Origin of the sequence: Silvanigrella paludirubra (assembly GCF_009208775.1) — a bacterium.
GTDB classification, from domain to species: domain Bacteria; phylum Bdellovibrionota_B; class Oligoflexia; order Silvanigrellales; family Silvanigrellaceae; genus Silvanigrella; species Silvanigrella paludirubra.
The window spans coordinates 342,810-366,245 of sequence record NZ_WFLM01000005.1; the positions used below are offsets into that span (position 1 = coordinate 342,810).

At 28.7% G+C, this 23,436-nt stretch carries 25 protein-coding genes; 11 read left to right on the top strand and 14 right to left on the bottom strand.

Going from position 1 to position 23,436, the window contains the following annotated elements; translation table 11 throughout:
• Positions 1-13 precede the first annotated feature (13 nt).
• Positions 14-799: an RsmE family RNA methyltransferase gene (locus tag GCL60_RS14795; protein WP_153421447.1), complete on the top strand. Its 786-nt coding sequence runs from the start codon at positions 14-16 to the stop codon at positions 797-799.
• A 38-nt stretch (positions 800-837) separates the two neighbouring features.
• Here the strand turns inward: GCL60_RS14795 and GCL60_RS14800 are convergent, their stop codons facing one another.
• Positions 838-1,311, bottom strand: coding sequence for a nuclear transport factor 2 family protein (locus tag GCL60_RS14800; protein WP_153421448.1), 474 nt, complete (start codon positions 1,309-1,311; stop codon positions 838-840).
• A gap of 96 nt (positions 1,312-1,407) precedes the next feature.
• Positions 1,408-2,151, bottom strand: a complete 744-nt coding sequence (locus tag GCL60_RS14805) for a substrate-binding periplasmic protein (protein WP_153421449.1) — start codon at positions 2,149-2,151, stop codon at positions 1,408-1,410.
• Positions 2,152-2,379: 228 nt separating this feature from the next.
• On the opposite strand from GCL60_RS14805, the gene GCL60_RS14810 reads away from it, so the two are divergent.
• Positions 2,380-3,276, top strand: coding sequence for a type 2 periplasmic-binding domain-containing protein (locus GCL60_RS14810; RefSeq protein WP_153421450.1), 897 nt, complete (start codon positions 2,380-2,382; stop codon positions 3,274-3,276).
• Between the two features lie 122 nt (positions 3,277-3,398).
• Here the strand turns inward: GCL60_RS14810 and aguB are convergent, their stop codons facing one another.
• From aguB to GCL60_RS14830, 4 genes are all read right to left on the bottom strand, one after another.
• Complete coding sequence (aguB, locus tag GCL60_RS14815) at positions 3,399-4,262, bottom strand: N-carbamoylputrescine amidase (RefSeq protein ID WP_153421451.1); 864 nt, start codon at positions 4,260-4,262, stop codon at positions 3,399-3,401.
• A 3-nt stretch (positions 4,263-4,265) separates the two neighbouring features.
• Positions 4,266-5,315, bottom strand: coding sequence for an agmatine deiminase family protein (locus tag GCL60_RS14820; RefSeq protein ID WP_202614039.1), 1,050 nt, complete (start codon positions 5,313-5,315; stop codon positions 4,266-4,268).
• 107 nt (positions 5,316-5,422) lie between these two features.
• Entirely contained in the window at positions 5,423-5,767 is a 345-nt protein-coding gene (locus GCL60_RS14825; RefSeq protein ID WP_153421452.1) for a hypothetical protein, read from the bottom strand.
• Positions 5,768-5,976: 209 nt separating this feature from the next.
• Positions 5,977-6,309, bottom strand: coding sequence for an HU family DNA-binding protein (locus tag GCL60_RS14830; RefSeq protein WP_202614040.1), 333 nt, complete (start codon positions 6,307-6,309; stop codon positions 5,977-5,979).
• A 155-nt stretch (positions 6,310-6,464) separates the two neighbouring features.
• Here GCL60_RS14830 and pdxY point away from each other — a divergent pair, with 155 nt between their 5' ends.
• Positions 6,465-7,328: a pyridoxal kinase PdxY gene (gene pdxY, locus GCL60_RS14835; RefSeq protein WP_153421454.1), complete on the top strand. Its 864-nt coding sequence runs from the start codon at positions 6,465-6,467 to the stop codon at positions 7,326-7,328.
• A 3-nt stretch (positions 7,329-7,331) separates the two neighbouring features.
• On the opposite strand, the gene GCL60_RS14840 is transcribed toward pdxY, so the two are convergent.
• Positions 7,332-7,862, bottom strand: coding sequence for an MgtC/SapB family protein (locus GCL60_RS14840; protein ID WP_153421455.1), 531 nt, complete (start codon positions 7,860-7,862; stop codon positions 7,332-7,334).
• Between the two features lie 163 nt (positions 7,863-8,025).
• Between GCL60_RS14840 and GCL60_RS14845 the strand changes: the two genes are divergently transcribed.
• Positions 8,026-8,310: a hypothetical protein gene (locus tag GCL60_RS14845; RefSeq protein ID WP_153421456.1), complete on the top strand. Its 285-nt coding sequence runs from the start codon at positions 8,026-8,028 to the stop codon at positions 8,308-8,310.
• Positions 8,311-8,315: 5 nt separating this feature from the next.
• Here GCL60_RS14845 and GCL60_RS14850 read toward each other — a convergent pair whose 3' ends face one another.
• Both GCL60_RS14850 and GCL60_RS14855 read right to left on the bottom strand, forming a co-directional pair.
• Entirely contained in the window at positions 8,316-9,122 is an 807-nt protein-coding gene (locus GCL60_RS14850; RefSeq protein WP_153421457.1) for a hypothetical protein, read from the bottom strand.
• A gap of 5 nt (positions 9,123-9,127) precedes the next feature.
• Positions 9,128-10,096, bottom strand: a complete 969-nt coding sequence (locus GCL60_RS14855) for an ATP-grasp domain-containing protein (protein WP_153421458.1) — start codon at positions 10,094-10,096, stop codon at positions 9,128-9,130.
• 150 nt (positions 10,097-10,246) lie between these two features.
• Here GCL60_RS14855 and GCL60_RS14860 point away from each other — a divergent pair, with 150 nt between their 5' ends.
• The 3 genes from GCL60_RS14860 to tsaE are packed head-to-tail and all read left to right on the top strand — an operon-like array spanning position 10,247 to position 13,144.
• Positions 10,247-11,422 (top strand): homogentisate 1,2-dioxygenase, encoded by a 1,176-nt coding sequence (locus GCL60_RS14860; RefSeq protein WP_153421459.1) that lies wholly within the window; start codon positions 10,247-10,249, stop codon positions 11,420-11,422.
• 25 nt (positions 11,423-11,447) lie between these two features.
• Positions 11,448-12,590 carry a UDP-N-acetylglucosamine--N-acetylmuramyl-(pentapeptide) pyrophosphoryl-undecaprenol N-acetylglucosamine transferase gene (locus tag GCL60_RS14865; protein ID WP_161998237.1) on the top strand — a complete coding sequence of 381 codons (1,143 nt, stop codon included), beginning with the start codon at positions 11,448-11,450 and terminating at the stop codon, positions 12,588-12,590.
• Positions 12,590-13,144: a tRNA (adenosine(37)-N6)-threonylcarbamoyltransferase complex ATPase subunit type 1 TsaE gene (gene tsaE / locus GCL60_RS14870; RefSeq protein ID WP_153421461.1), complete on the top strand. Its 555-nt coding sequence runs from the start codon at positions 12,590-12,592 to the stop codon at positions 13,142-13,144. The genes GCL60_RS14865 and tsaE overlap by 1 nt, the downstream gene beginning before the upstream one ends.
• Here tsaE and GCL60_RS14875 read toward each other — a convergent pair.
• Positions 13,128-14,381, bottom strand: coding sequence for a multidrug effflux MFS transporter (locus GCL60_RS14875; RefSeq protein ID WP_153421462.1), 1,254 nt, complete (start codon positions 14,379-14,381; stop codon positions 13,128-13,130). The genes tsaE and GCL60_RS14875 overlap by 17 nt on opposite strands.
• A 138-nt stretch (positions 14,382-14,519) precedes the next feature.
• Between GCL60_RS14875 and GCL60_RS14880 the strand changes: the two genes are divergently transcribed.
• The 4 genes from GCL60_RS14880 to GCL60_RS14895 all read left to right on the top strand — a co-directional run bounded on the left by GCL60_RS14880 (position 14,520) and on the right by GCL60_RS14895 (position 18,280).
• The gene (locus tag GCL60_RS14880; RefSeq protein ID WP_153421463.1) at positions 14,520-15,647 is read left to right on the top strand and encodes an ABC transporter substrate-binding protein; all 1,128 of its coding nucleotides are present in this window, start codon (positions 14,520-14,522) and stop codon (positions 15,645-15,647) included.
• Positions 15,648-16,019: 372 nt separating this feature from the next.
• Complete coding sequence (locus tag GCL60_RS14885) at positions 16,020-17,171, top strand: hypothetical protein (protein ID WP_153421464.1); 1,152 nt, start codon at positions 16,020-16,022, stop codon at positions 17,169-17,171.
• 42 nt (positions 17,172-17,213) lie between these two features.
• A complete protein-coding gene (locus GCL60_RS14890) occupies positions 17,214-17,726 on the top strand; it encodes a hypothetical protein (RefSeq protein ID WP_153421465.1) in 513 nt (170 codons plus the stop codon).
• Positions 17,727-17,740: 14 nt separating this feature from the next.
• The gene (locus tag GCL60_RS14895; RefSeq protein WP_153421466.1) at positions 17,741-18,280 is read left to right on the top strand and encodes a MepB family protein; all 540 of its coding nucleotides are present in this window, start codon (positions 17,741-17,743) and stop codon (positions 18,278-18,280) included.
• A 3-nt stretch (positions 18,281-18,283) separates the two neighbouring features.
• Here GCL60_RS14895 and GCL60_RS14900 read toward each other — a convergent pair whose 3' ends face one another.
• From GCL60_RS14900 to GCL60_RS14915, 4 genes are all read right to left on the bottom strand, one after another.
• Positions 18,284-19,708, bottom strand: coding sequence for an SDR family oxidoreductase (locus tag GCL60_RS14900; protein ID WP_153421467.1), 1,425 nt, complete (start codon positions 19,706-19,708; stop codon positions 18,284-18,286).
• 167 nt (positions 19,709-19,875) lie between these two features.
• The gene (locus tag GCL60_RS14905) at positions 19,876-21,633 is read right to left on the bottom strand and encodes a proline--tRNA ligase (protein WP_153421468.1); all 1,758 of its coding nucleotides are present in this window, start codon (positions 21,631-21,633) and stop codon (positions 19,876-19,878) included.
• Positions 21,634-21,664: 31 nt separating this feature from the next.
• Positions 21,665-22,567, bottom strand: coding sequence for a class I SAM-dependent methyltransferase (locus tag GCL60_RS14910; RefSeq protein WP_153421469.1), 903 nt, complete (start codon positions 22,565-22,567; stop codon positions 21,665-21,667).
• Positions 22,567-23,415, bottom strand: a complete 849-nt coding sequence (locus tag GCL60_RS14915) for a Cof-type HAD-IIB family hydrolase (protein WP_153421470.1) — start codon at positions 23,413-23,415, stop codon at positions 22,567-22,569. Before GCL60_RS14915 ends, GCL60_RS14910 begins: the two co-directional genes overlap by 1 nt.
• Positions 23,416-23,436: the final 21 nt, after the last annotated feature.

The following is a 23,436-nucleotide window of genomic DNA, read 5'->3' on the forward strand; positions in this document are numbered from 1 at the left end:
CAGGTATTTACCAATGAGCATCCAAAAACAAACATGGACTTTAATTTCTAATAACATCAATGAAAATAGCAAGTATTTGATAATTAATGATAATGAACACCATTATGGATATAATGTTCTTAGAATAAAAGAAAGAACATCAATTCAAGTTACTAACTGCCGTGGAATTATTGCAGAAGGAATCGTTACATCTGCTAATAAAAAAGAACTAGTAATTGATATTAATTCCGTAAGAAAAATTGAAAAGACAAAACTAGAAATAAATTTATGGCTTGCCATGCCAAAACCAACAACACTTGACGAAGTCATAGCAAATTCTTCTGAAATGGGCGCAAATCAAATACATATATTTAAAAGCGAAAAAGCGGCATCAAAAGCACCTATAAAGCTAGATAAGTTAATACAATTAAGTAACGAAGCTACTCGAATTAGCAAAAGCGCCTATTCTTCTGAAATTTTCTGTTATGATAGTTTGAATCACTTTTATCAAGAATATGTATCAAAATCAAATTCAAAAAAAATAATACTATTTTGTGATGAATCACATGTATACGAAGGTAAAATTACAAATTCAATTCTTAATAAAATTCAAGAAAATTACAAAAAAAATATAGAAGAAATTTGTATTTTAATTGGACCAGAAGCTAGTTTTTCTGACAATGAAAGAGAATTAATTTTAAATAAACTAAATGTTATTCCAGTTTCTTTAGGTAATAATATTTTAAGAGTTCCAAATGCAACAGCAAGCGCTTTAGGTGTTGCCATTAGTTTTGTAAATGATATTTCAAATAAAGAATAAGATGGTTTATAAAATTATCAAGGCTTAAATATTATTAACTAAAACATGGAGTTTTTATTTGCAGATTTTTCTGGAATTGCCTGAATAACATCCCAGTGTTCCACAATTTTACCGTCTTTAACTCTAAAAATATCTACGATTGCAACACCTCTATCTTCTTTACTTTCTTTAGAATGAACATGTAAATATACCAGATCTTCTTCCGCAGCAGATCTTTTTATTTCTGATATCGCTTGTGGATATTTTTTAAAATAGGGGACAAAATAATCAGTAAATGCTTTTTTTCCATTTGGCACATGAGGATTATGTTGAATGTATTGATCACCAATATAAAGATTTGCTGCTTCTTGAGGTTTATGATCTTTAAAAGCCATATTATAAAATTCTGTTACAATTTTTTTATTTTCTTTCTCTTTATCTGAAAAAGCAAATAGAGAAGAACTGCCACTTAGCAATATGGAGCAAGCTAGAATTTTTAAATATTTAAATTTTGAGTAACTATTTTTTGCCATGGATTCAGATTCCTTTTTAATGAATTTGAAATAGTAATATGATTAAAATCAATATAAATGAATTTAAATTTTTAATCAATAAAATAAATAAAAATTTTAGTTTTGATAACGTATTTTATTATATTCATCAGTTTTTATATAGTTTTTAGCTTCTTCATCAAATTTTTTTATAATATCGCCATTAATATCTTTTCGAAAAGCTATATATAAATTATTTATATTAATTAAAATATCAACTTTATTTATTACATTAAAATTTTTTATTTTCATTTTTTTATATTGATTATACTGATCATCATTTAAAACAGTAAAATCTGACTCAAAATTAATGATTGAATTAATACAAGATAATTGGTCAAATTTTTGAATTTTTTTTGTTTCATTATATTCTAAAATTTTTTGTATTGGTTTTTCAATAAAATAACCTAATGAATGACAATATATTGAACCCTTGAAATCTTCTATATTTATTTTATTTTTATTATTTGTAAAAATATAAGATTTTATTTCGACAAGACTTACTTTTGAAAAATTAACTTCAAGACTTCTTTCTTTTGTAAGAACATACGGAAAAGTTGCGTCATATTTTGAATTTTTAACCATATCATATCCCCGTGCCCAAGGTAAAAAATCTAAAGTATAAGAAATATTTAATTTTATTAAGATTTTTTTAACAATAGAAGAAAAAATACCTCCATCTTTTAATTTTTCATCACTGTATGGAGAATAGTCATTTCCTGTTACTAATTTTAAAGAATTAGAACCCTCTAAGGAAAAACAATTCAAATGCAATATAAATAAAAATAAAATACTCTTTTGGTATATAGTAAAACAAAACATCTAGATCCTCTCTATAAAATTAGAATTAAATGTTATTATATTCAAAACCATAATCAAAAAATATTTTTTGATATATAAGTTATATTAGGTAAATATTACATCCTATTTAGATTAATAAATACTCAAAAAATGACCTTTAAAACCTGTCAAATTTAATTTATATTAAAACAAAATAGCTTATGTTAAATTTTTTTAATCATGAATAATTTAAACATGGAAAAGTATTGAATGATATTATATAAAAATATGCCAAAAATTTATATTATATTTTTTATTTTTATTTTTACCCATCAAGCTCATGCACTCATGATTATAAAGCATAACTTAAGTGCATCTGAAAATGAAAACTCATTGAGTTATGAATACGCCATTTTAAAATTAATTTTAGATAAATCTAAAGATAAATATGGCGAATACCAATTAGTAAAATCGATAAAAATGTCGCAAACTCGAGCATTTCATGAGTTGAGTAAAGTTGACTCAGAAGTAAATATAATCGCATCAATGACTTCTATAGAGAGAGAAAAGAAATCATCTCCAATTAGATTCTGCTTATTTAAAGGACTTTTAGGAGTTCGCATTCCTATTGTTTTAAAAAGTGAAAAGGAACGAATTGAAAAAATAAAAACGTATTCAGATTTAAAGAAACTTAGCGCAGGGCAGGTATTTGATTGGCCTGATACACATATTTTAGATGCTAATAATATGAATGTCATAAAGGCAACCATTTATACAGGATTATTTCCTATGCTTGTCTTAAAGCGATTTGATATTTTCCCATTAGGAGCTTTAGAAGTTTATCAAATTGAAAAAGAGCATGAAGCTAAATACAATTTAAGTGTTATTGAAAAATGGGCAATTGCCTATCCAACAGGTTATTATTTTTTTGTAAATAAAAAAAATAAAATATTAGAAGAACGACTAAATTATGGATTTATAAATGCAATTAAAGATGGCTCATTTGATGAAGTATTTAATAGATATAATAATAATTTTTTACAAATCGCCAAATTAGAAAATAGAAAAATATTTAAACTAAAAAACCCAATTTTACCTAAAACGACTGTATTTAAAGACAAAAACATATGGCATCCATTAATAATGAAAGAGTTTTCTGAATTTTAAAATTCTTAAAAAATGAAAAGGACTACCTTTGCCAATAAGATAACAAAAGCAGTCCTTAACTGAATTGAAATTTAGTATTATGAATGTAATGATAAAATTAAAAAGAAAAAATTAATTTGACTTTAAATTTTTCCGTCTAAAGTCAAAAGAAATTTATATTTATCTGGCCTTCTATCTCTAAAAAAACCCATTCCAGCTCGAAAAGTTTTTGCTTCGGTAAAATTTAAATCGGCATATAATATACATTCCGATATTCTATCTGCCTCAGCTTTTTTCTCGCCCATAAAATCGCAAATAAAAGAGCTGCCATAAAATGTCATATTTTTTTCAACACCAACACGATTAGGAGCTGCTAAATAAACAGAATTACATACAGCATGACCAATCATAGCTCTCTGCCACATATCTTTCGTATCAATAGAATGAGCTTCTGGAGGCTCTGATCCAATTGCAGTAGGATAAAGTAATAAATCCGCTCCTTGCAATGCCAAGCTACGCGCGCATTCAGGAAACCACTGATCCCAACAAATACCAACTCCAATATTTCCAAAACTGGTATTCCAAACTTTAAACCCAGTATCGCCTGGATTAAAATAATATTTTTCTTGGTAACAAGGGCCATCTGGAATATGAGTTTTACGATAAATACCCAATAAATCACCATTCGCATCAATCATAGCTAAACTATTAAAATATGCCTGACCCGATTTTTCAAAAAAGCTGATAGGTAACACAACATTTAACTTTTTAGCCAAAGCTTGAAAATGCTTTAAAAACGGATGAGATTCGACTTCATTTGCTAAATCAAATAAATGATCATGTTGCTCTTGACAAAAATAATGATTTTCAAATAACTCGGGCAAAAGAATAATATTAGCACCTTTTTCTACAGCTTCTTCAATAAATTTTGTTGATTTTATGATATTTAAATCAAGTTTATTTGCCATACTCATTTGAATAATAGCAAGTTTAGCTTGTGCTGCCATAACTTATTTTCTCCAAATTTTTCCCGATGGTTGTTGTTGTGTAACACAATGAAAAGATCCACCGCCTTTTATAATGTCTTTTGAACTTAATCCAATTACTTTTCTATTAGGAAATAGAGGACGTAAAGTATTTAAAGCAATTTCATCATGAGGATCATTATAAATTGGAACAACAACAAACTCATTTCCTATATAAAAATTAGCATAAGTTGATGGTAACCGATGATCATCTATTTCCATTCTATTTTTAGGTAACACTAAAGGAACCAAATTAAATGGCCTTTCATTTATATCTGTTGATTTTTTTAATATTTCAAAATTTCGCATCATAGGAGCATAATTCGTATCATTTTTATCTTCTGTCATAGAATAAACTATAGTATTTTCGTTAACAAATCGAACTATGGTATCTATATGACCATCAGTATGATCACCTTCCAAACCATCTTCAAGCCAAATCAATTTATTTATTCCTAGATAATTTTTTAAATAAACTTGAATATCACTTTCAGATAAATCAGGATTACGCATTTTACTTAAAAGACATTGCCTTGTAGTTAAAGCAACACCTTTTCCATTTACTTCAAGAGAACCACCTTCCATAACAATATTTGGCTTAAAAAAATCTATATTTAAATTTTTTGCAACATAATATGGAGCTAGAGTATCTAAATCCCATTTAAACTTTTGTCCCCAAGAATTAAATTCCCATTTAACAAAACTTAATTGTTCACCGTTTTTAATAAATATAGGTCCATTATCTCTAAACCAAATATCATTTAAAGGAACAAGATGTAATGTTACATTAGGATTATTCCCTATTCGATTGAAGGCATCTTTATGTGCTTCCTCATCTCGGACTAATAAATGAACGCGCTCAAATTTTGCAATTGTTGTTACTAAAGCTGCAAATTCATTGCGAACACCATCTAAAAAGCCAAACCACATTTCATTATCAAAAGGCCAGCAAGTCCATGTTGCTGAATGCTCGCTCCATTCTGCAGGCATTGAAAAGCCAATTTCATTTGGCAAATCCTTAATGGGATTAGACATTAAATTATCCTTTATTAAAATAAAAAGTGAAAATAAAAAAAGACTCAAACCAGTGAGTCTCATACATGATAGATTTAAGATAGTCTAGAGTAGATTAAGAGCCTAAACTAACCACCACCTTTAAACACACGTGCCGTAATCGTTTTAACTTCTTTTTGAACAACCACAACTTTTTTAGCTTCTACCAAATAATCTTTAATGGCGTCATAAGCCCTTCTTTCATCGCCTCCAGACGCAAGCCATTGAGCAACGGTAGAGCCATTAATAAAGTCATTTGCAAACGCAAATATTACTTTATTTGCCTCTTGATAAGCACTAGCAGAATCAAATCCCTCATTTTCAAAACAATTTTGTGCGAAATTTAAAGCTCTTTGGACCGTTTCTTCTAAACGATTTGTTTCCATACCTCGGCTTAAGTGAACATTATTTTTTGGTTTGAATTTTTTTGGCATAAATAAATCCTAACATTCTAAAAGGCTTTAGGTTACAAAACCTCCTTTTATTATATCGGCTTTTATTTTTTAAATGATAAATTTATCATAATAGTATACCAATATAGAGACAAAAAATATATAAAATCAGGAAATATAATAAGTTACATTAAAAAAGACTAGTAGGTAAATCCTTACTAGTCTTTTGATAAGTAAACCTAAAATCAGTTTTATTTTTTCTTTTTAGCAGCTGATTTTCTTTTTACGCCAACTTTTTCTTTAAGTGAAGAAGCAACTCTAAAACTTACTTTTTTAGAAGCTGGTATTTTAATTTCTTCACCAGTTTGTGGATTGCGTCCCTTACGAGCTGCGCGGTCTTTTACTTGAAGAATTCCAAGTTTATCAATACGAACTTTCTTGCCCGCAGCAACATGATCTTCAATTGCATCAAGAAAAGCTGCAATGACTTCTTTGGTTAATTTTTTTGGTAACTGATCAAATCTAGAAGAAACCTCAACTGTTAAAGCAGAAGTAGAAACAGTCGCAACCTTTCTTTTTGTCATAAACATCCTCGCATGTGAAGGTTAAATGAAACTGCCGTTATAGTTGCCTGAAATGACATATATATCAAGAGGCAAAGTATAATTTTTTTACTTCTTATTGTACCATGAGAAAACTTTGAAGCCAAAATCCTCAAAGTTATTTTTTTCGGAGATATATGACTATGGATCAATCTATTCTTTCTATACAATCTTGTGTAAGTTATGGCCATGTTGGTAATAGCGCTGTTACGTTTCCATTACAACGCCTTGGAGTTGAGGTTTGGCCTATACACACGGTCCTATTTTCTAACCATACAGGATATGGACAATGGGGCGGAAGAGTTTTTGACATTGCCGCAGTAAGAGATGTTTTTTTAGGAATAAAAGAACGGGGTGTCCTTAATAAATGTAGTGCAATGCTAAGTGGATATATGGGCTCTAAAGAGCTTGGAAATGTTATGATAGAAGCAATTCTAGAACTCAGAAAATTAAATCCAAATATAATTTATTGTTGCGATCCAGTAATGGGGGATGTTGGAAGAGGTTTTTTTGTTAAAGAAGGTATACCCGAATTCTTTAAAGAAGAAATGATTAAATATGCAACAATTATAACTCCAAATCATTTTGAATTAGAATATTTAAGCGATCAAAAAGTAAATTCAATCGAAGATGCAATTGAGGCATCTAATAAAATTTTATCAAAAGGTCCACAAGTTGTTTTAATCACTAGTCTGTTACTTAAAGATAACTTAACTTCAAATATTAGCATGATGGCAGTTCATAAAAACTCTGTATATATAGTGACTACTCCTTATATTCCAATTACATTAAATGGAACAGGAGATATTACTGCGGCTTTATTTACTCATTTTTATTTAAAATACAAAACAATAGAAAAAGCTTTAGAAGAAACGATTTCAAGAGTTTTCAGCATTATAGAAGAAACACATAAAGAAAATTCAAAAGAATTAGTTTTAATAAAATCTCAAAATTATTTAATTCAACCTAAACATTTTTTTAAAGCAGAAAAAGTAAAATAAATCTCAATCCATCGTTCCGCCTTTTCCGCTATTATGGTCAGAGCTACTATGAGATCGATGTTTGAAAAAACGCTTTTCAAAATAAGCAACAAAAGATAAAAAACAAATAAGTCCAATTGTAATTATTATTGTTGATAAAAAAATGCCATATCCAATCATAATTCCCAAAGCAGAAACAGTCCAAATAACAGCTGCTGTTGTCAAGCCTTGAACCTTACTTTGAGATTTAAATATTGCACCAGCACCAATGAATCCTATTCCAGAAACAATTTGTGATACAATACGGGTAACATCTGCTGATGGTGCAGGTGTTGCCGAGCCATAATCTGACATCATCAAAGATGCTGCCGTAAATAATGCAGAAGCAGCACAAATAAGTGCATTTGTTTTAATACCAGCGAGTTTTCCTCTATACTCTCTTTCTATTCCAACAATAGTCCCAACAATTAAGGCAACGCCAACTTTTGGCAATAGAAAAAGAAGAATATCAATCTCAGGTAAGTAGTGTATAGGTAATTCGTAATCTAATGCCATTTAATAAGTCCTTTAATTATTTAAACTTATTTATTCTATTTTATTCTTTTTTGAGAAAATTGTTTGCAAATTTTTCATTGATTGCCAAAGTAATGACCAGACATTAAAAAAAATGAACTAAATGACGAATGAATTATAAATGAAATGATTTTTTGGAGTTAAAATGACTGAAAAAAAGGTTCAAATTAATGAAGATGATTTAGCAAGACACATGGGCGATCAAGCTTCTAGAGCAGAAACATCTGGAATTGCCCAAAAGAAATTTTTTCATTTTCAAAAATTAATTACAAAGGTCTATTCACTGTCTGACAAGGAATTTGACATAGCATTTTCAACGTTAGAAAGCATGCTAGAAAACTTTAATAGTAAAAAATTAAATGCCAAAAAAGATGAATCCGCAGAAAAAAATAAAACAAAATCAATAGAAATAATTACAAATAAACAATAATAATCTTATTGATATTCTGAAAATATAATAGAAAATTTATTTTCTTTAGACCTAAATATTGCTGAAGTAGGTTTAACTTCTAAAGGATTCACAAAAGCTATCCACTTTACTTCAACTTGGGTATCTTGAGAAAAAAATCCATAATAAAAACGACTATTCACAATTATGGCATATCCATTTTCATTTTTTGTTAACGAAACATAACTTTGAACTTCTATGTTGGAACCTGAAATATCAATATTTGAAATTGAAAAGTACTTATTATTTGAATCGTTTTTTTCTGGCTCTTGCTGAGGAATATCATTTGCTTCTAAATCTTTTTGTTCTTTTTTCTCTCGAACAATATAAATACCATTATTATCTTTTTGTTTTAAAAATGCGTATTCACCACATAAAAAACTACGCAAACCTTTTGCACCAATTTTAGAAAACAAAGAAGAAAATTGCTCAAAATAATCATTTGAAATAATAATATTATTAGATGAATTATAATTTATTTTATTTTCATCAATATCAAAAGAATAATATTCTTCACCCAATGGACCAATTACACTTGTTTTTAAAAGATTATAATTATTTTTCCAAACACTTTCCATTTCTATTGGTGGAAGGCGGACGCTATCCGTGCTAAAATCTGCTAAAAATTGTGGGTTACTTGCCTTGTAACATTTTTCTTTTATTATTTTTACAACTTCATTTATTGGATCTTCTTTTTTTACCAATATAAGTTCTTGTTTTTTCTTTGAAGAAACACACGAAGAAAAAACAAAAAATGGAAAAATTATTAAAATATTAAAAATAAATTTATTCATAATATTTATTTCACCATTAGTTGAAAAGCTGTTTTCGCAATATTTTTTCCAGCTAAAAACTCATACGTCCTTAATCCTGTTGGAGAAGTAATATTAATTTCACCTATTCTACAACCTATTAAGTCGAGCCCTGCAAATAAAATATTTTTACTTTTTAAATATTCAGCAATTTTATTGCAAATTAAATTTTGCTCTTTCGACATTTCGCGTAAAATAGCAGAGCCACCCTGGGCTAAATTAGAAGCAATTTTTCCTTCCGCAGGAATTCGAACAAAATCACCAATAACAACACCGTTTGCAATTAAGACCCTACGATCACCCTGAGTATGAATTTCTTCTAGAAATGGCTGAATCATTATTTTTGACATATTTAAATTTTCATTATTTTTTAAATTTAAAAATAATGATTCTGTATTTTTAAAATGCTCCACACTTTCACCACCATGGCCTAACCAAGGTTTACAAATAATTCCGTTTTTCATTAGAGATTTATTTTCATTACAAAAATCTTTAATTATTTCAAAAGAAGAAGATAAACAAGTAGGAATAATTTGATCATGAGTTAAAACACCATCAGAAAAGGCTTTCCATTGAAGAGCTTTTTCATGAAAAGATAAAAGAGCTTCTGCAGGATTTATTATTTTAACATCTGATTGTGAAGCTAGTATCCAACATAAATCTTTATAATTTTCATTAAAAGGAGGATCTTTTCTAACGAAACAAATTTCAAATTCTCTTAAGGGTATTTTTTTTTTATTTATTAAGTCAAATTTAATTTCATCAGTTGAAACCGAATGTATTTGATTTAAATCACTGACAAAAACACTTTCACCAAATAAATGTACGTTGTTAGATTCACACCAAAAAACTTGCCAAGAGTCCTCAATTGCAGCTTGAGCCAAGGCTATGCTTGAGTCTGATTTTAGTTTTGCTTTTTCAATAGGGTCTGCAATAATTAATAATTTTTTCTGCATAAAAGCTACATTCCTTTTAGGACAAAGCTAATCAATGCATAACTGTATTATAATCCAATGTAAATTGCAATCAAGAGCTTGCTCGTGAATCAAAATGAATGATATAAAATAAGTTTACTTACCATGTCACTTTAATAGGGAGTGAAAACAATGATTGATTATAGAAAACTTGGTTTTGTTTCAACAAAACAACACACTATTTGTGAATATGAAGGAAAAATGCTTGCTGAACATGTTATCACTCGTGATGGTTTTAATGATCATTATTCTATATTATATCAAAAAAGAGCTCCAACTCACGAGATTAAATCTGAAATTTTTAAACATGATAATCCATTTTTTCCTAATTATAACAAAGAAAGTAATACAGAACTAAAACGCCGTCATTTTCAAACACCTATTTATAAAAAAGAAGGCAATCTTTTAGATTCTAGAGCAACATTACTTGTAAATAATAGCTGCACTGTGGGTATAGCAAATCTTTCTAAAAGCGATACGTATTTTTTCTCGAATTCTGATGCAGACGAATTATTTTTTGTCTCAGAAGGCAAAGGTGTTTTACAAACTGTAATGGGAGAAATTGATTATAAAAAGGGGGATTATCTTTTTATTCCCAAAGCAATTCCGTATCGTTTTTTACCAAATGATAAATCAAACATGCTAATTGTAGAGGGTAAAAATAAATTTGGAATTCCTTCTGAATTTAGATTAGCAATGGGTCAACTTAAACTTGATGCGCCTTATAATCATAGAGATTTTCATTCTCCAAGTAGATTATTAAATATAGATGAAAATGAGAATTATCCCATAATTGTAAAAAAAGACAATCAATTAACAATTCACGAATATACAGATTTCCCATATAAAGTTGTAGGATGGGATGGTTGGTATTGGCCTTTTTCATTCTCTGTTTATGATTATCAGCCTAAAACAAGCTCCGTGCATTTACCACCAACAATTCACACCGCTTTTAGTGGTAATAAATTTTATGTCATGAATTTTGTTCCACGAATGTTAGATTACCATCCGAAAGCAGTTCCATGCCCATGGCCACACTCGAGCATAGACTGTGATGAAGTCATTTTTTATGTGAGCGGAGATTTTACGAGCCGTAAGGGTATTTCAAATTATTCTATAAGTTATCATCCTTCCGGGATCCCACATGGACCTCATCCTGAACGTTATGAACAAAGCATTGGCGCAAAATATACGCAAGAACTTGCAATAATGGTTGACACGTTTGAGCCATTATTTGTAACAGAAGCAGCAATGGTACTTGAAGATAAAAAGTATCATTATACTTGGGATAGCCCAAATCATCTTTAAACATTTAATAGAAATGGCACAAAGAATGGCTCAAAAAGAATCTGAAAATCATTTTAATGTTGTGCTTACTGGAGGCGGAACTGCTGGTCATGTTTGGCCTCATTTTGCTTTATTTGAAGCTAGTAATTCGGCACTTGCAAAAGCTTTCCAAGAAAATAAAATCAATGTTCATTATGTCGGTTCACAGTCTGGAATGGAAAAGGATCTTGTCCTCTCCAATCAGCCTACCTGGAAATACTATTCAATTGCCACTGGAAAATTACGCCGTTACTTTAGTCTAAAAAACTTTACTGATCCTTTTTTAATATTATTAGGTATAATACAAGCTTTTATATTATTAGGAAAAGTAAAAGCGTCTATTGTATTTTCTAAAGGTGGATTTGTATCAGCTCCTGTTGTTTGGGCTGCTTGGTTACGTGGCATTCCAATTATTATTCATGAAAGCGATGCTACGCCTGCATTAGCCACTAAATTAACAATTCCTTTTGCATTAAAAGCTCTTGTTGCTTTTCCTGAAACAATTAAAAGAATTTCACCATTATTTCAAAATAGAGTAATTGAAATTGGACTACCAATTAGAGAGTCTTTGTTTTCTGCAACAAAAGAAGAAAGTCAAAAATATTTTTCTTTATCTCCAGAACGAAAAACAATTTTAATTTTTGGTGGTAGTTTAGGAGCGCAAAGTTTAAATAAAAAAATGTTCGATATTATCCCTGAATTGCATAATAATTACAATATTATTCATATTGTAGGTAAGGGAAATAAATTTGAAATTCCTGGTTTATCTAACTATAGACAACTCGAATTTTTAAATGATGGCATGAAGTTTGCATACGCCTGCGCTGATCTCGCTATTTGCAGAGCGGGCGCAAGTAGTATTTTTGAATTAGCTGCAGCCCGCGTTCCCATGATTCTCATTCCATTAGGAATGCATGCAAGCAGGGGGGATCAAATTATTAATGCCCGCATTTTTATGAATAAAGGCTGGGCTCAATCCATAGATGAAAATACATTTCAAAATAACTCAGCTATTCAGCTTATTGAATCGACAATAAATTCGCTTGAAGAAAGAAAAAAAGCCCTCGAAAGTGCTCCTACAAAAGAATCTGCTATGAAAACTGCAGATCTTATATGGGAAATATTATTAAAAAATGAGAATAATAAGTAATGTCTGAAATTAATAATTTTAAACTTAATTTTGAAAAATTAATGAGTCAAAACCCAAATGACTCATTAGCCGAAATTAATCTTAGTTTTCATGAAATACCTGAATTTGCTAAAATCATTTGTGCAAATTTAGAGCCTGGAGATTGGCTTTTTTTAGATGGAGATCTTGGTTCAGGAAAAACAGCATTTACAAAAGAATTATCAATATCTCTTGGAGCAAATGAATTTTCTACAAGCCCAACATTTTCTATTTTAAATTCTGAATTACTAAACCCATTAAAAGGCATAAAAAACTCTAAAATTCTAAAATTAATTCATTTAGATTTATATCGTTTAAAAAATGGCAAAGAACTTATTTATTTAGGTTTAGAGAACGAATTTAATTTAAATTCTTCCATTTGTGTATTTGAATGGCCTTATAATGTAGAAGAAGAAGATTTTGAAACTTTATTTAAAGTAACAAAATGCTCGAGACCAAAAAGAATTATTGAAATATTAATTAATCTCAATTCTGATAGCTCATCAAGAAATTACACCGTTAAAAAGATTTTATAGCTTCATGTTTTATTACTTTTCTTTTTAAAACATAAGATAATATACTACCACAAACTATAAATAATATCGTTAAGTTTACATAATAATGCTTATCAAAAACATTCGCAAATAATCCTATTAAAGCTGCTGAAAAAGCTCCCGCTAATAATTGTAAGGTACCAAGTAATCCAGATACTAGTCCTGAATTTTTAGAAAAATGAAGAATCCCAGCAGACATTGCTGTACTAAGCAAAAATCCATTGCTACCTGTTACTAAAGTTACAGAAATCATTAATGTCCAAACATTAAGAGCATTAAATGACTCTAATAAAAAAAGAAGTAAACAACTTATCATCATGCCATTTATACCAATATTTAAAATATAATTTACAGATTTAGTTTTAAGCAATGAACGAGCAATAAGTGAAGTTGTAAAATAAGGAATAACGGCTGGAAGGTATAATAAACCAATTATTGCTGCAGAATAATCCATTTTATGGAACATCAATGGAGCACCTGCTGCATAGACCCACCAAACAGCAGTTGAAAAACAAACAATGAATATATAATAAAGTAACTTTAAATCTGTTAACATAATATAAAAATTATTTAAAATACTAAGTAAACTTAAATTTTTAGTTCTTTTTTCAATTGGTTTTGTTTCAGGTAAAAAGATAAAAACAAATAAGCTAATTATCAATCCAAAGATAAATACAAACACAAAACTTGAACGCCATGAAAAGTAAATAGATAAAGCTCCCCCAATAGAAGGTGCTAAAGCGGGGGAAAGGGATACTAAAGGAACTAATACAGCAAATGCTCTTTGAGCTTTTAAAGGTTCAAAAACATCAGAGAATAGAGAACGCCCTATTACGATACAGGCAGATGCAGAAATTGCTTGAAAAAATCGACAAATAATAAAAAATTCTATATTTTTAGAAAAAATACAGCCTAAAGTTGCTAACAAAAACATAGGTATCATTAGATTCAAAATTGATTTTCTTCCAAAACGATCAGACAATAGCCCATGCGGAATTTGACCAAGAGATAATCCAACAATAAAAGCGGTTAAAGACATTTGTGACAAACTCATCGAAGTATTAAAATATTTTGTCATTTCTGGCAAAAAAGGTAAAAATACATCAGAAGAAATAAAAACAATCATACACAATAAAGAAACAGATATAATAAAAAACCATTCTTGGGCACTTGAAATTTTATCTTGTAACAGATTTTTTTTAAATTCAGCTATATTCATGAATTCACCTTAAATTTTTAATTCTAATAAAATTTATTATTAATCTATTCATTTTTGCATGTCAAAAACTAAACGTACATATTTTTTAAAAACAATATAATAAATTTATAATTTTTTAGACTCATTGGTGAATATAAAATGTTATTTTATTTGAATAAAAAAGAAAAAACATTTATAAAATTATTTTTATTCATCTTTATTATTTTTTTTCATAATTATGCAAATTCAATATCTATTACTTTCATTGTCCCAGGAAAATCTAATGAAGATTTTTGGGTAAATTCTGCCGAGTTTACAAGAGCAGCTGCTCTAAATTTAGGTTTTGAATTTGAAGTATTATATGCTGAAAGAGATAGATTATATATGCTTGAATTAGCTAAAAATGTGTCAGAAAGAAAACAAAAACCAGACTTTGTTTTTATTGTCAATGAAAAACAAGCAGCTCCTCAAATGCTTCAAGTGTTAAATAAAAACAAAATACATACAATATTAACTCATATAGATTTAACAGAAGATCAAAAAGAAGTTTTAAAAACTCCTAGAGAAAATTTAAAATATTGGCTTGCCACTATTTATCCAGATAATGTAAATGCAGGTTATCAAATTGCTAATGAAATTTATAAAAAAACAAAAAAAAATGTTAAAAACAAAAAAAATTACTCACTAGTAGCAATTAATGGAGATAAATCAACAAAAGCTTCATTGGAAAGAGAGCTTGGATTAAATCAGTTTTTATTAGAGCATAAAAATATAACATTATATCAAATTATTTCTGCTGAATGGGAAAGGCAACTAGCATATGAAAAAATGCTTTTAATACAAAAAAGATATCACGACATTGATATGATCTGGGCCGCAAATGACCCCATAGCCCTAGGTGCTTTAAAAGCAGTTAAAGAGAAAAATAGAAAACCGGGTAAAGATATTTTTATAGGAGGTTTAAATTGGCAACAAGAAGCGCTTCAAGAAATAAAAAATGGTTCATTATCTATTTCTTTAGGCGGGCATTTTATGACGGGAGCCTGTGCTGTAATTATTTTGTATGATTATTTGCATGGAATTGACATAAAAGAAAAAAATTATGAAATGAATTTAAAGATTTTTTCTACTATCAATGAAAATGAAGCTGAAGAATATACTAAATACTTGGATAGATCACATTGGAAAAAAATTAATTTTAAAAAATTATCAAAATTTTTAAACCCTCAACTAAATGATTATGATTTTGATGCAAAAAAAATATTAAAATCCATTAATAACAATTAAATATTTTACAATATTTGAAATAATAAATTTAAAAAATTAGTTGACTAACACTAAACCAATAGTGTATTAGTTCATATTACACAATAAATTCATATGTAATTTTTATTTAACTACACATAATTACTAAAATGTAATTCATTTTTTCTTTGTGTTTCTAAAAAAATAGATCAAAATAATTTTTAATACATTAGTTACTAATTCATTTAATTTATAACTTTTTACTATTATAATTAATTAAATACTTGTAATATAAATTAAATTATGTATTAATTACATCTGAAGATTGTTTTATTTCGAAATACATTCAGCTTTAAAAAAAAGATTAAATAACATTCCTTTATTATTTAAAAAAAATTTAATACGGAGTAATTCATGAAAATTAAAATAATTTTCTCATTAATATTATCTTATTCTCCTTTTCTATTTTTAAAAAATACTTATGCTTTTGAACTTCCAGACGTAGATCCTATAGAGTGCAAAACTTCACTTAGAGAAGATTTTCTTTCAAATAAAGGAACTATTAGTTCTGTTATTGATAATATTGGAAAAAATTTTGACCCCGAAAATTCAAAACAAGGAAAAATAGTTGATTCATTTAGCGTAACGTTTGCAACAGCAGCATTGGCTACATATACCGCTGGAGTAGACGGATTTAATGTAACTTCAATTTTAAATTTAATTAAAAATATACTAGATAATGTTTATAAATTTGATTTTCCTAATGGCAATATTGCTGTTCCAGTATGCGAAAAGAAAAATCCTGCAAAAGAAATTACCCTAGCAAAAAATATTATTAATACTTTTTATAGTACTCATAAATTAGGGGTGAATCAATTTTCTTCAAGCTCAGATATTTTTACTATTCCAAAAAATAGTAAAAATATTTTAATAATTGGTAAAGAAAACAAAATGAATTTAGTTAAATTCATGAACTTTAAAGAAGATGATATAACAATTACAAGTGTATCAACTTTAGAATTTCCCTTAATAGCATTAAATAAAAGAAAAGATTCTTGCAAAGAGGGATTAACCTTAAAAGGTGGACAATATTGTACTGTAGAATATTCTTTTGATAGTAGTAAAGTTATTAAACAAAATTCACAAAGTATTATTGTAAATTATGTAAGTAATACAGGACCACACAGTGTTTCTTCTAACATAAGCTATGGGACATTCGATAAAGATTGTGTACCTTTTAAAGTATATGCACCATGGGGAATTGGCTATGCTATAGATATTAAAGGTCCAAATAATCCCGAAATTAATTTAGCTAGTTGTGCAATATTAAATGAAGAAAATTATGGTGGCAATAAAGAATATCCAGACTATTTTAAAAATATATCAGTTGGACAAACCTCTCCAAAAATTTATGTTTTAAAAAATTCAACTGTTAGAATTCATAGATTCTGGGGAAGTAATAATGATTATTTTTATAATATTAAAAATGGAATAAATAATTTTGTTCAATGTAATGGAACTTTATTTGGTAACATGAATTGCTGGGAAACAAGAAGAGATTTTTAATTTTTAGCATAAATAAAATAATATTTAAATGGAGATTTATCTATGAAAAACAAAAATATTCTTTCAATGATTTCTGTATTTTCAATATTTTTAATTTCAGCTTGTGGAAATAAAAAACTTTCCAAGTCTGATACGAATGAAGAAAACAATATAAGTGAAAATAGGAATATGAATGAGAAAATAGATCTTAAAAAAGGAGATGATACCAGTTCGGGTGAAGGGGGAATTAAAGACATCAAGTTACCAGAAACCTTTGAAAACCCATCAGTTTTATTTAACGCTTTAAAATATACTGAAGAACAATCACGTTTTTGTAGACTTTATTATGATAAAAATATAAGAGATGTTCTCAGATATCAGCTTAATGTTTTATATACGAAAGATATTAATAATGCTGACACTGGAAAAAGCGCTGCTGTTTCAAGCATATTAATTGCCACAATGGGGACATTTATTGGAGCAATTGACGATGAGGGTTGTGAAAAAGACCCTTCAAATTATGTTAAAACAGTTTATGAATACGTAGTAAAAACAAGTAAAATGCTAAAGCAATAAGAAAGTTTAAATGAATGGAAAGAGTTTTGCAAAATATTCCAACTTTTGAAAAAATACCATTTCAATATTCAATTATTAAAAATTTTATTGCAATCTTAAATTTAAAGATTACTAAAAATCCTTTAAGTGAATTAGAAAGCGCTGAATATGGCGCTTGTCAATTTGAAATTGAAAGCAAAAATATAATATTCAGAGTTGCAAAAACAACTCCTACGAAAATAGGGCAATTTGTAACACTTTGGAAACGCCCAAATTCTAATTCTGATATTGCACCATTTGATTTTGAAGATCATTTTAAATTCATAATGATTTTTGTTTATAATGATTTAAATTCAGGAGTATTTCTTTTTAATAAAAATATTCTTACAAAAAAAGGAGTTATCTCTTTACATAATAAAGGAGGAAAAAGAGCAATCCGAGTTTATCCACCATGGTGTAATCCTGATTCAAAACAAGCAATATCTTCTCAAAAGTGGCAATGCGAATATTATATTTCTCTAGATCAAACTACAGAAAAAGAAACAAGTTTATTTAAAAATATTTTAAATTCTTAATCACTATCCTTTAGCAATTTTTTTAATCATTCCATTAAAAATATAACCATGAAATGGCAATACAATAAACCAATAAAACCTACCAAAAACTCCTAATGGTCTAAAGGTTGCTGTTTGAATTACATTATTATTTTGATCAATTTTAAACTCTAACCAAGCTTCGCCTGGAAGTCTCATTTCTGCATATAATAATATTCTTTTATTTTCTTTATCTGCAATTAAGACTCTCCAAAAATCTAAAGCGTCACCTGCTGATATTTCAGTTTGATTTTTTCTACCTCTTCTTAGTCCAACACCGCCACATATTTGGTCAATAAATCCTCTTATTTTCCAAAGAAAGTCTCCAGAATACCATCCATTTATACCACCAATTGACCATATTTTTTCTATAGATTTTTCTACATTTTCTGATTTTTCTTTTCTGACATCTAAAAAGCATCCATAACTTGGTACTTCTAAGTGCGAGGAAATTCCATCGCTTAAAATAGAGCTCGTTTGAGCATCTTTCCAACTTGATAGCACTTGATTATGTTCAATTTTATCAAAAGCGATACGAATTGACTCTTTATAATCAATTAAATTGATATTTAGCATGTTTTTTAAGTTATTTTCTTTACATATTACTTCTATTTTCATGCTATCAACTAAATTTTTTGCTAAAGAATAGCTTGTTGCAGTTACAAAATAAAGCCAATATGAAGATAATCGAGGTGTCATGACAGGAACTTCAAATATTTTTCTTCTTAGTTTTCTTATATATGCAAATTGCAATAACATTTCTTTATAAGTTAAAATATCAGGACCACCGATATCATAACTTTTATTATACGTTTCTTTATTCTCCATGACTCCGGATAAATATTCAATTACATTTCTAATGGCAATAGGTTGAGTTTTTGTTTTAACCCATTTTGGTGCTATCATGACTGGTAATTTTTCTACTAAATCTCGAATTATTTCAAATGATGCACTACCAGAACCAACAATAATTCCTGCTCTCAATGTTGTTAGGGCGTAAGAAGAATTTGATAAAATATTCTCAACATTTTTTCTTGATTCTAAGTGTTTTGATAAAATAGTATCATTTATAATACCACTCAAATAGATAACTTGTTTGACAGAAGTTTTTTCCATATAATTTTTGAAATTTAATGCAGATATATTTTCTAAAATTTTAAAATCGTCATTATCTGTAGACATAGAATGAATTAAATAATAAGCGATATCTATATCTTTAGGAATATGAATAAGTGTTTCTTCTTTTAAAAAATCAACTTCAATTAAATGAACTTTTTTATTTTTAAACTTACTTAAATCAAACCTTTTTTTGTCTCTTACACAGCAGTATACTTCATGATTTTTATCTAAAAGCTCTGGTAATAATCTTTTTCCAATATAGCCAGTAGCTCCTGTTAAAAGTATTTTCATAAATAAATCCTTTATTTTACATTATAACATATAATGGATCGGAGTTTTTTATCATTTATTAAATTTTTATATTTAGCTTAATAATATTAAGATATTATGTTTAATTAAGTTTTTTTAAAATTGGATTTATTTATTAGAATCTTATCTAAATTAAAATACAATTCGCATTAAAGCGAATTGTATTTTCTATATTCATCTTTAATTTCTGATAATAAAATATTTTCAATTTCTTCTAATTTAACCTTACGTGGTTCTGATCTATTATCACGGTATTTCAACTCTACACAGCCTTCTGCATAAGTTTTTGGTGAAAGAATAATACGAAATGGAATTCCCATTAGATCGGCATCTGCAAATTGTGATCCTGGTTTTTCATCACGATCGTCCATTAAAACTTCTAAACCTTGCTTTGTTAAGCTTTGGTAAAGCTCTTCGGATTTTTCTATAATAATATTTTCTTTTCTATTTAAAACACAAAAATGTATTTCAAATGGAGAAATAGGTAGAGGTAATATAGGACCTCTGTCATCATGACTTTCTTCAATAATAGCAGGAAGAAGTCTTGTTATACCAATTCCATAGCATCCCATAATAGGGTATTGTTTTTTTCCATTTTGATCTAAATAGGTACATTCCATACCTTCTGAATATTTTGTTCCTAAATGGAAAATATTCCCAATTTCAATGCCACGTGTTTCTTTTAAGCTAGAGTTACAATTAGGGCATGGATCACCTTCTCTTGCAGCGGCAATATCTCCAATTATGACTTTCTTTTTTTCTGATTCTGTTAACTTAGACAAAAAGTCTCTTTCTAAATTAAAATTCACATAATGATAATCTTTTTCATTGGCACCCGTAGCTAAATTATTGCTTTTTGCAACGGTATGATCAATTACGACATAACATTCATTTAAATTTAAACCTATTGGACCTGTACTCCCCGCAACAGCTCCTGCCTTTACGATAGATTCATGAGTTGCTGTTACAACTTCAGATTTAACTAATGTTCGCACTTTTTTATCAATAACCTCAAGATCACCCCTTACAAAGGAGATAACAGGAACTCCTTCTAAGGTTTGAAACATGACTGCTTTTGCTGTTTGTTCAGCTGGAATTTTTAACATATTCGTTAAAAGTTCTATTGTTTTTGCATTTGGGGTATGCTCTTTTGTCATAGAAACTTCTGTTTGTTTTTTAATTACAAATGGTGAAGTCGATATTTCTTCATTAGCACTATATTTGCAATGAGGACATGTTATTAATTTATCTTCACCAGTTGGAGCGAGCATTTGAAATTCATGAGAATATTTTCCACCAAATAAACCATTATCTGACATTACACTCACAAAATTTTTACAGCCCGTACGCTTAAAGAAACGATTATAGGCATCATATACACGATCATAGTATTGCTTTAAATCTTCTTCATTTGCATGAAAACTATAAGCATCTTTCATTGTAAACTCACGCAAACGAATTAATCCACCGCGCGGACGAGGTTCATCACGAAATTTAGATTGAATTTGATACATCATAACTGGTAACTGACGATAACTCGTGATTTCCGTACGAGCTAAATAAACCACAGGTTCTTCATGTGTTGGGTTTAATACCATTGGTTTTTCATGACGATCTTTAAACTTCATCATATCTTTTCCAAAAGTTTGGTAACGCCCTGTTTCTTCCCATAGCTCTTTAGTTGCTGTACAAGGCATTCTTATTTCTTGCCCTTCAACAGCATTCATTTCTTCTTTACAAATTTTTTCAATTTTAGCGATACAGCGCATTCCAATTGGTAAAATGCCATAAATTCCTGCTGAGTACTGGCGCATAAAACCGCCTCTGAGCATAAATTTATGACTTGGTAATTCGCTATCACGTGGTGTTTCTTTAATTGTTCTACCAACTAATTTGGACATGCGCATAAAAAAAAATCTCCAAATATTATTATATTAATTAAATTTCATTCAATAAAAGTTCTTCAAGAGTAATGACATTGCCGCCAATATGTTCTTTTAAAGAAACAAATTCTTTTTCAGCAGATTCAAGATGATTACCTCTTCTAATACAAGTAATCAAACGATTTTTCGGGGTATGAGCAGATGGCACAAACTCTGTAGCTGTCACTTCATAGCCTTTAGAGCGTACTAAACAAATTCTGAGCGCATCTGTAAAATGTGCTGCAATTTCTCTACGAACCTGAGGAGTATGAAATACTGGAGACATAGGATGACTTGTTTCACTATCTTTCCATTTACGAGCTAGTTCTGCTTGGCAACAAGGAGCAACAGCAATAAAATCGGCTTTTTGTTTAATGGCAAATGAAAGTGCCATATCTGTTGCAGTATCGCATGCATGAAGCGCTACCACAGCATTCGGCCTTGTTTCTTTATCCCATTTGTAAGTTAACATAGAAGCAGATTCAAATTTTAATATAGAGCTATATCCTAATTTTTCAGCTTTTTCGTTACAGCTTTTTATAATTTTTGTATTTGTATCAACGCCAATTATTTCTACAGGATGTTTCCATTTTTCTATAAAACACCATGCTAATAAAAATGTAAGATAAGATTTTCCACATCCTGCATCTAAAATACAAACTTTTTTATGTCTTTTTACAAGATCTTCAAAATGCGGTTCTAACAAATTAAACATATGATTAATTTGAATAAACTTTTTTAAATTATCAGGAGAAATAGAAGCATCAGAGTTTAATAGACCTAATGAACGTAACAATAACGGCGCATTTAATGGAGTTATTGTGTAGTTTTTATCACCCATAATTTTTTTAAGTCGATCTTGTGTCCACCATTTATTGGCAACTTCTTTGAAATCTGGTGGCTTTTTATAAATTTCCATTATTGAATATTTCCAGCTTGTTTTAAGTGCTCTAAAAAAACAGAGACACCATCTTCGTCATTTGAAAGCGCTTTTGCTTTAGCAATTTTAAGCGCATGTAAATCGGCATTTGCCATTGCAACACCAAGTCCTGCTTCTGCTAACATTTCTACATCGTTTTCTCCATCTCCAAATGCAATCACATCTTTCATATTTATTCCTAAATAGTCGCAGACATATTGCATAGCTGTCCCTTTATTCACTTTTGGTGAACCAAGTTCAATCCAGGGCCAACCATTAAACGTACAAAATTTTGCACCAAGTGGTTTAAAAAACTTTGTTTGTTCAGTTAAAAAAGCCTCACGATTGCTATCAGGTGTTAATAAAAATAAAAAGCTAACAATAGATTCTGCGGGAGGATTATCAATATCCAATTCTTTAACATCGGAATCATAATGAGTAGAAAATTCATTTGAATCGAGAAGATTAGGATGCAAACAATAAAAACCATTTGCTGTATCAAAAAGAATATTCTGAATATAATAATCAGAATTTCCATTTAAAATATTTTTGCACATTGCAAAAATAGCTTCTTTTAATTGATTATCAACATAAGAAAGCATCATAGAATATCCATCAATACTTTTACGAATATCATTTCCATTTAAAGTAATAATTGGAGTGTCTATTTTTAATCCTTGAGTTACTTTTTTTACTGACTTTAATGTTCTACCAGTAGCAATAACTACGGGTATTCCATTATCAATAAATTCATTGAGACATTTTAAATTTCTTTGAGAAATAACTTTTTGTGAATTTAGAAGAGTGCCATCAAGATCAACAAAAATCGCTTTATAATTAAAGCCCATATTTTCCCCATCTTTAGAAAT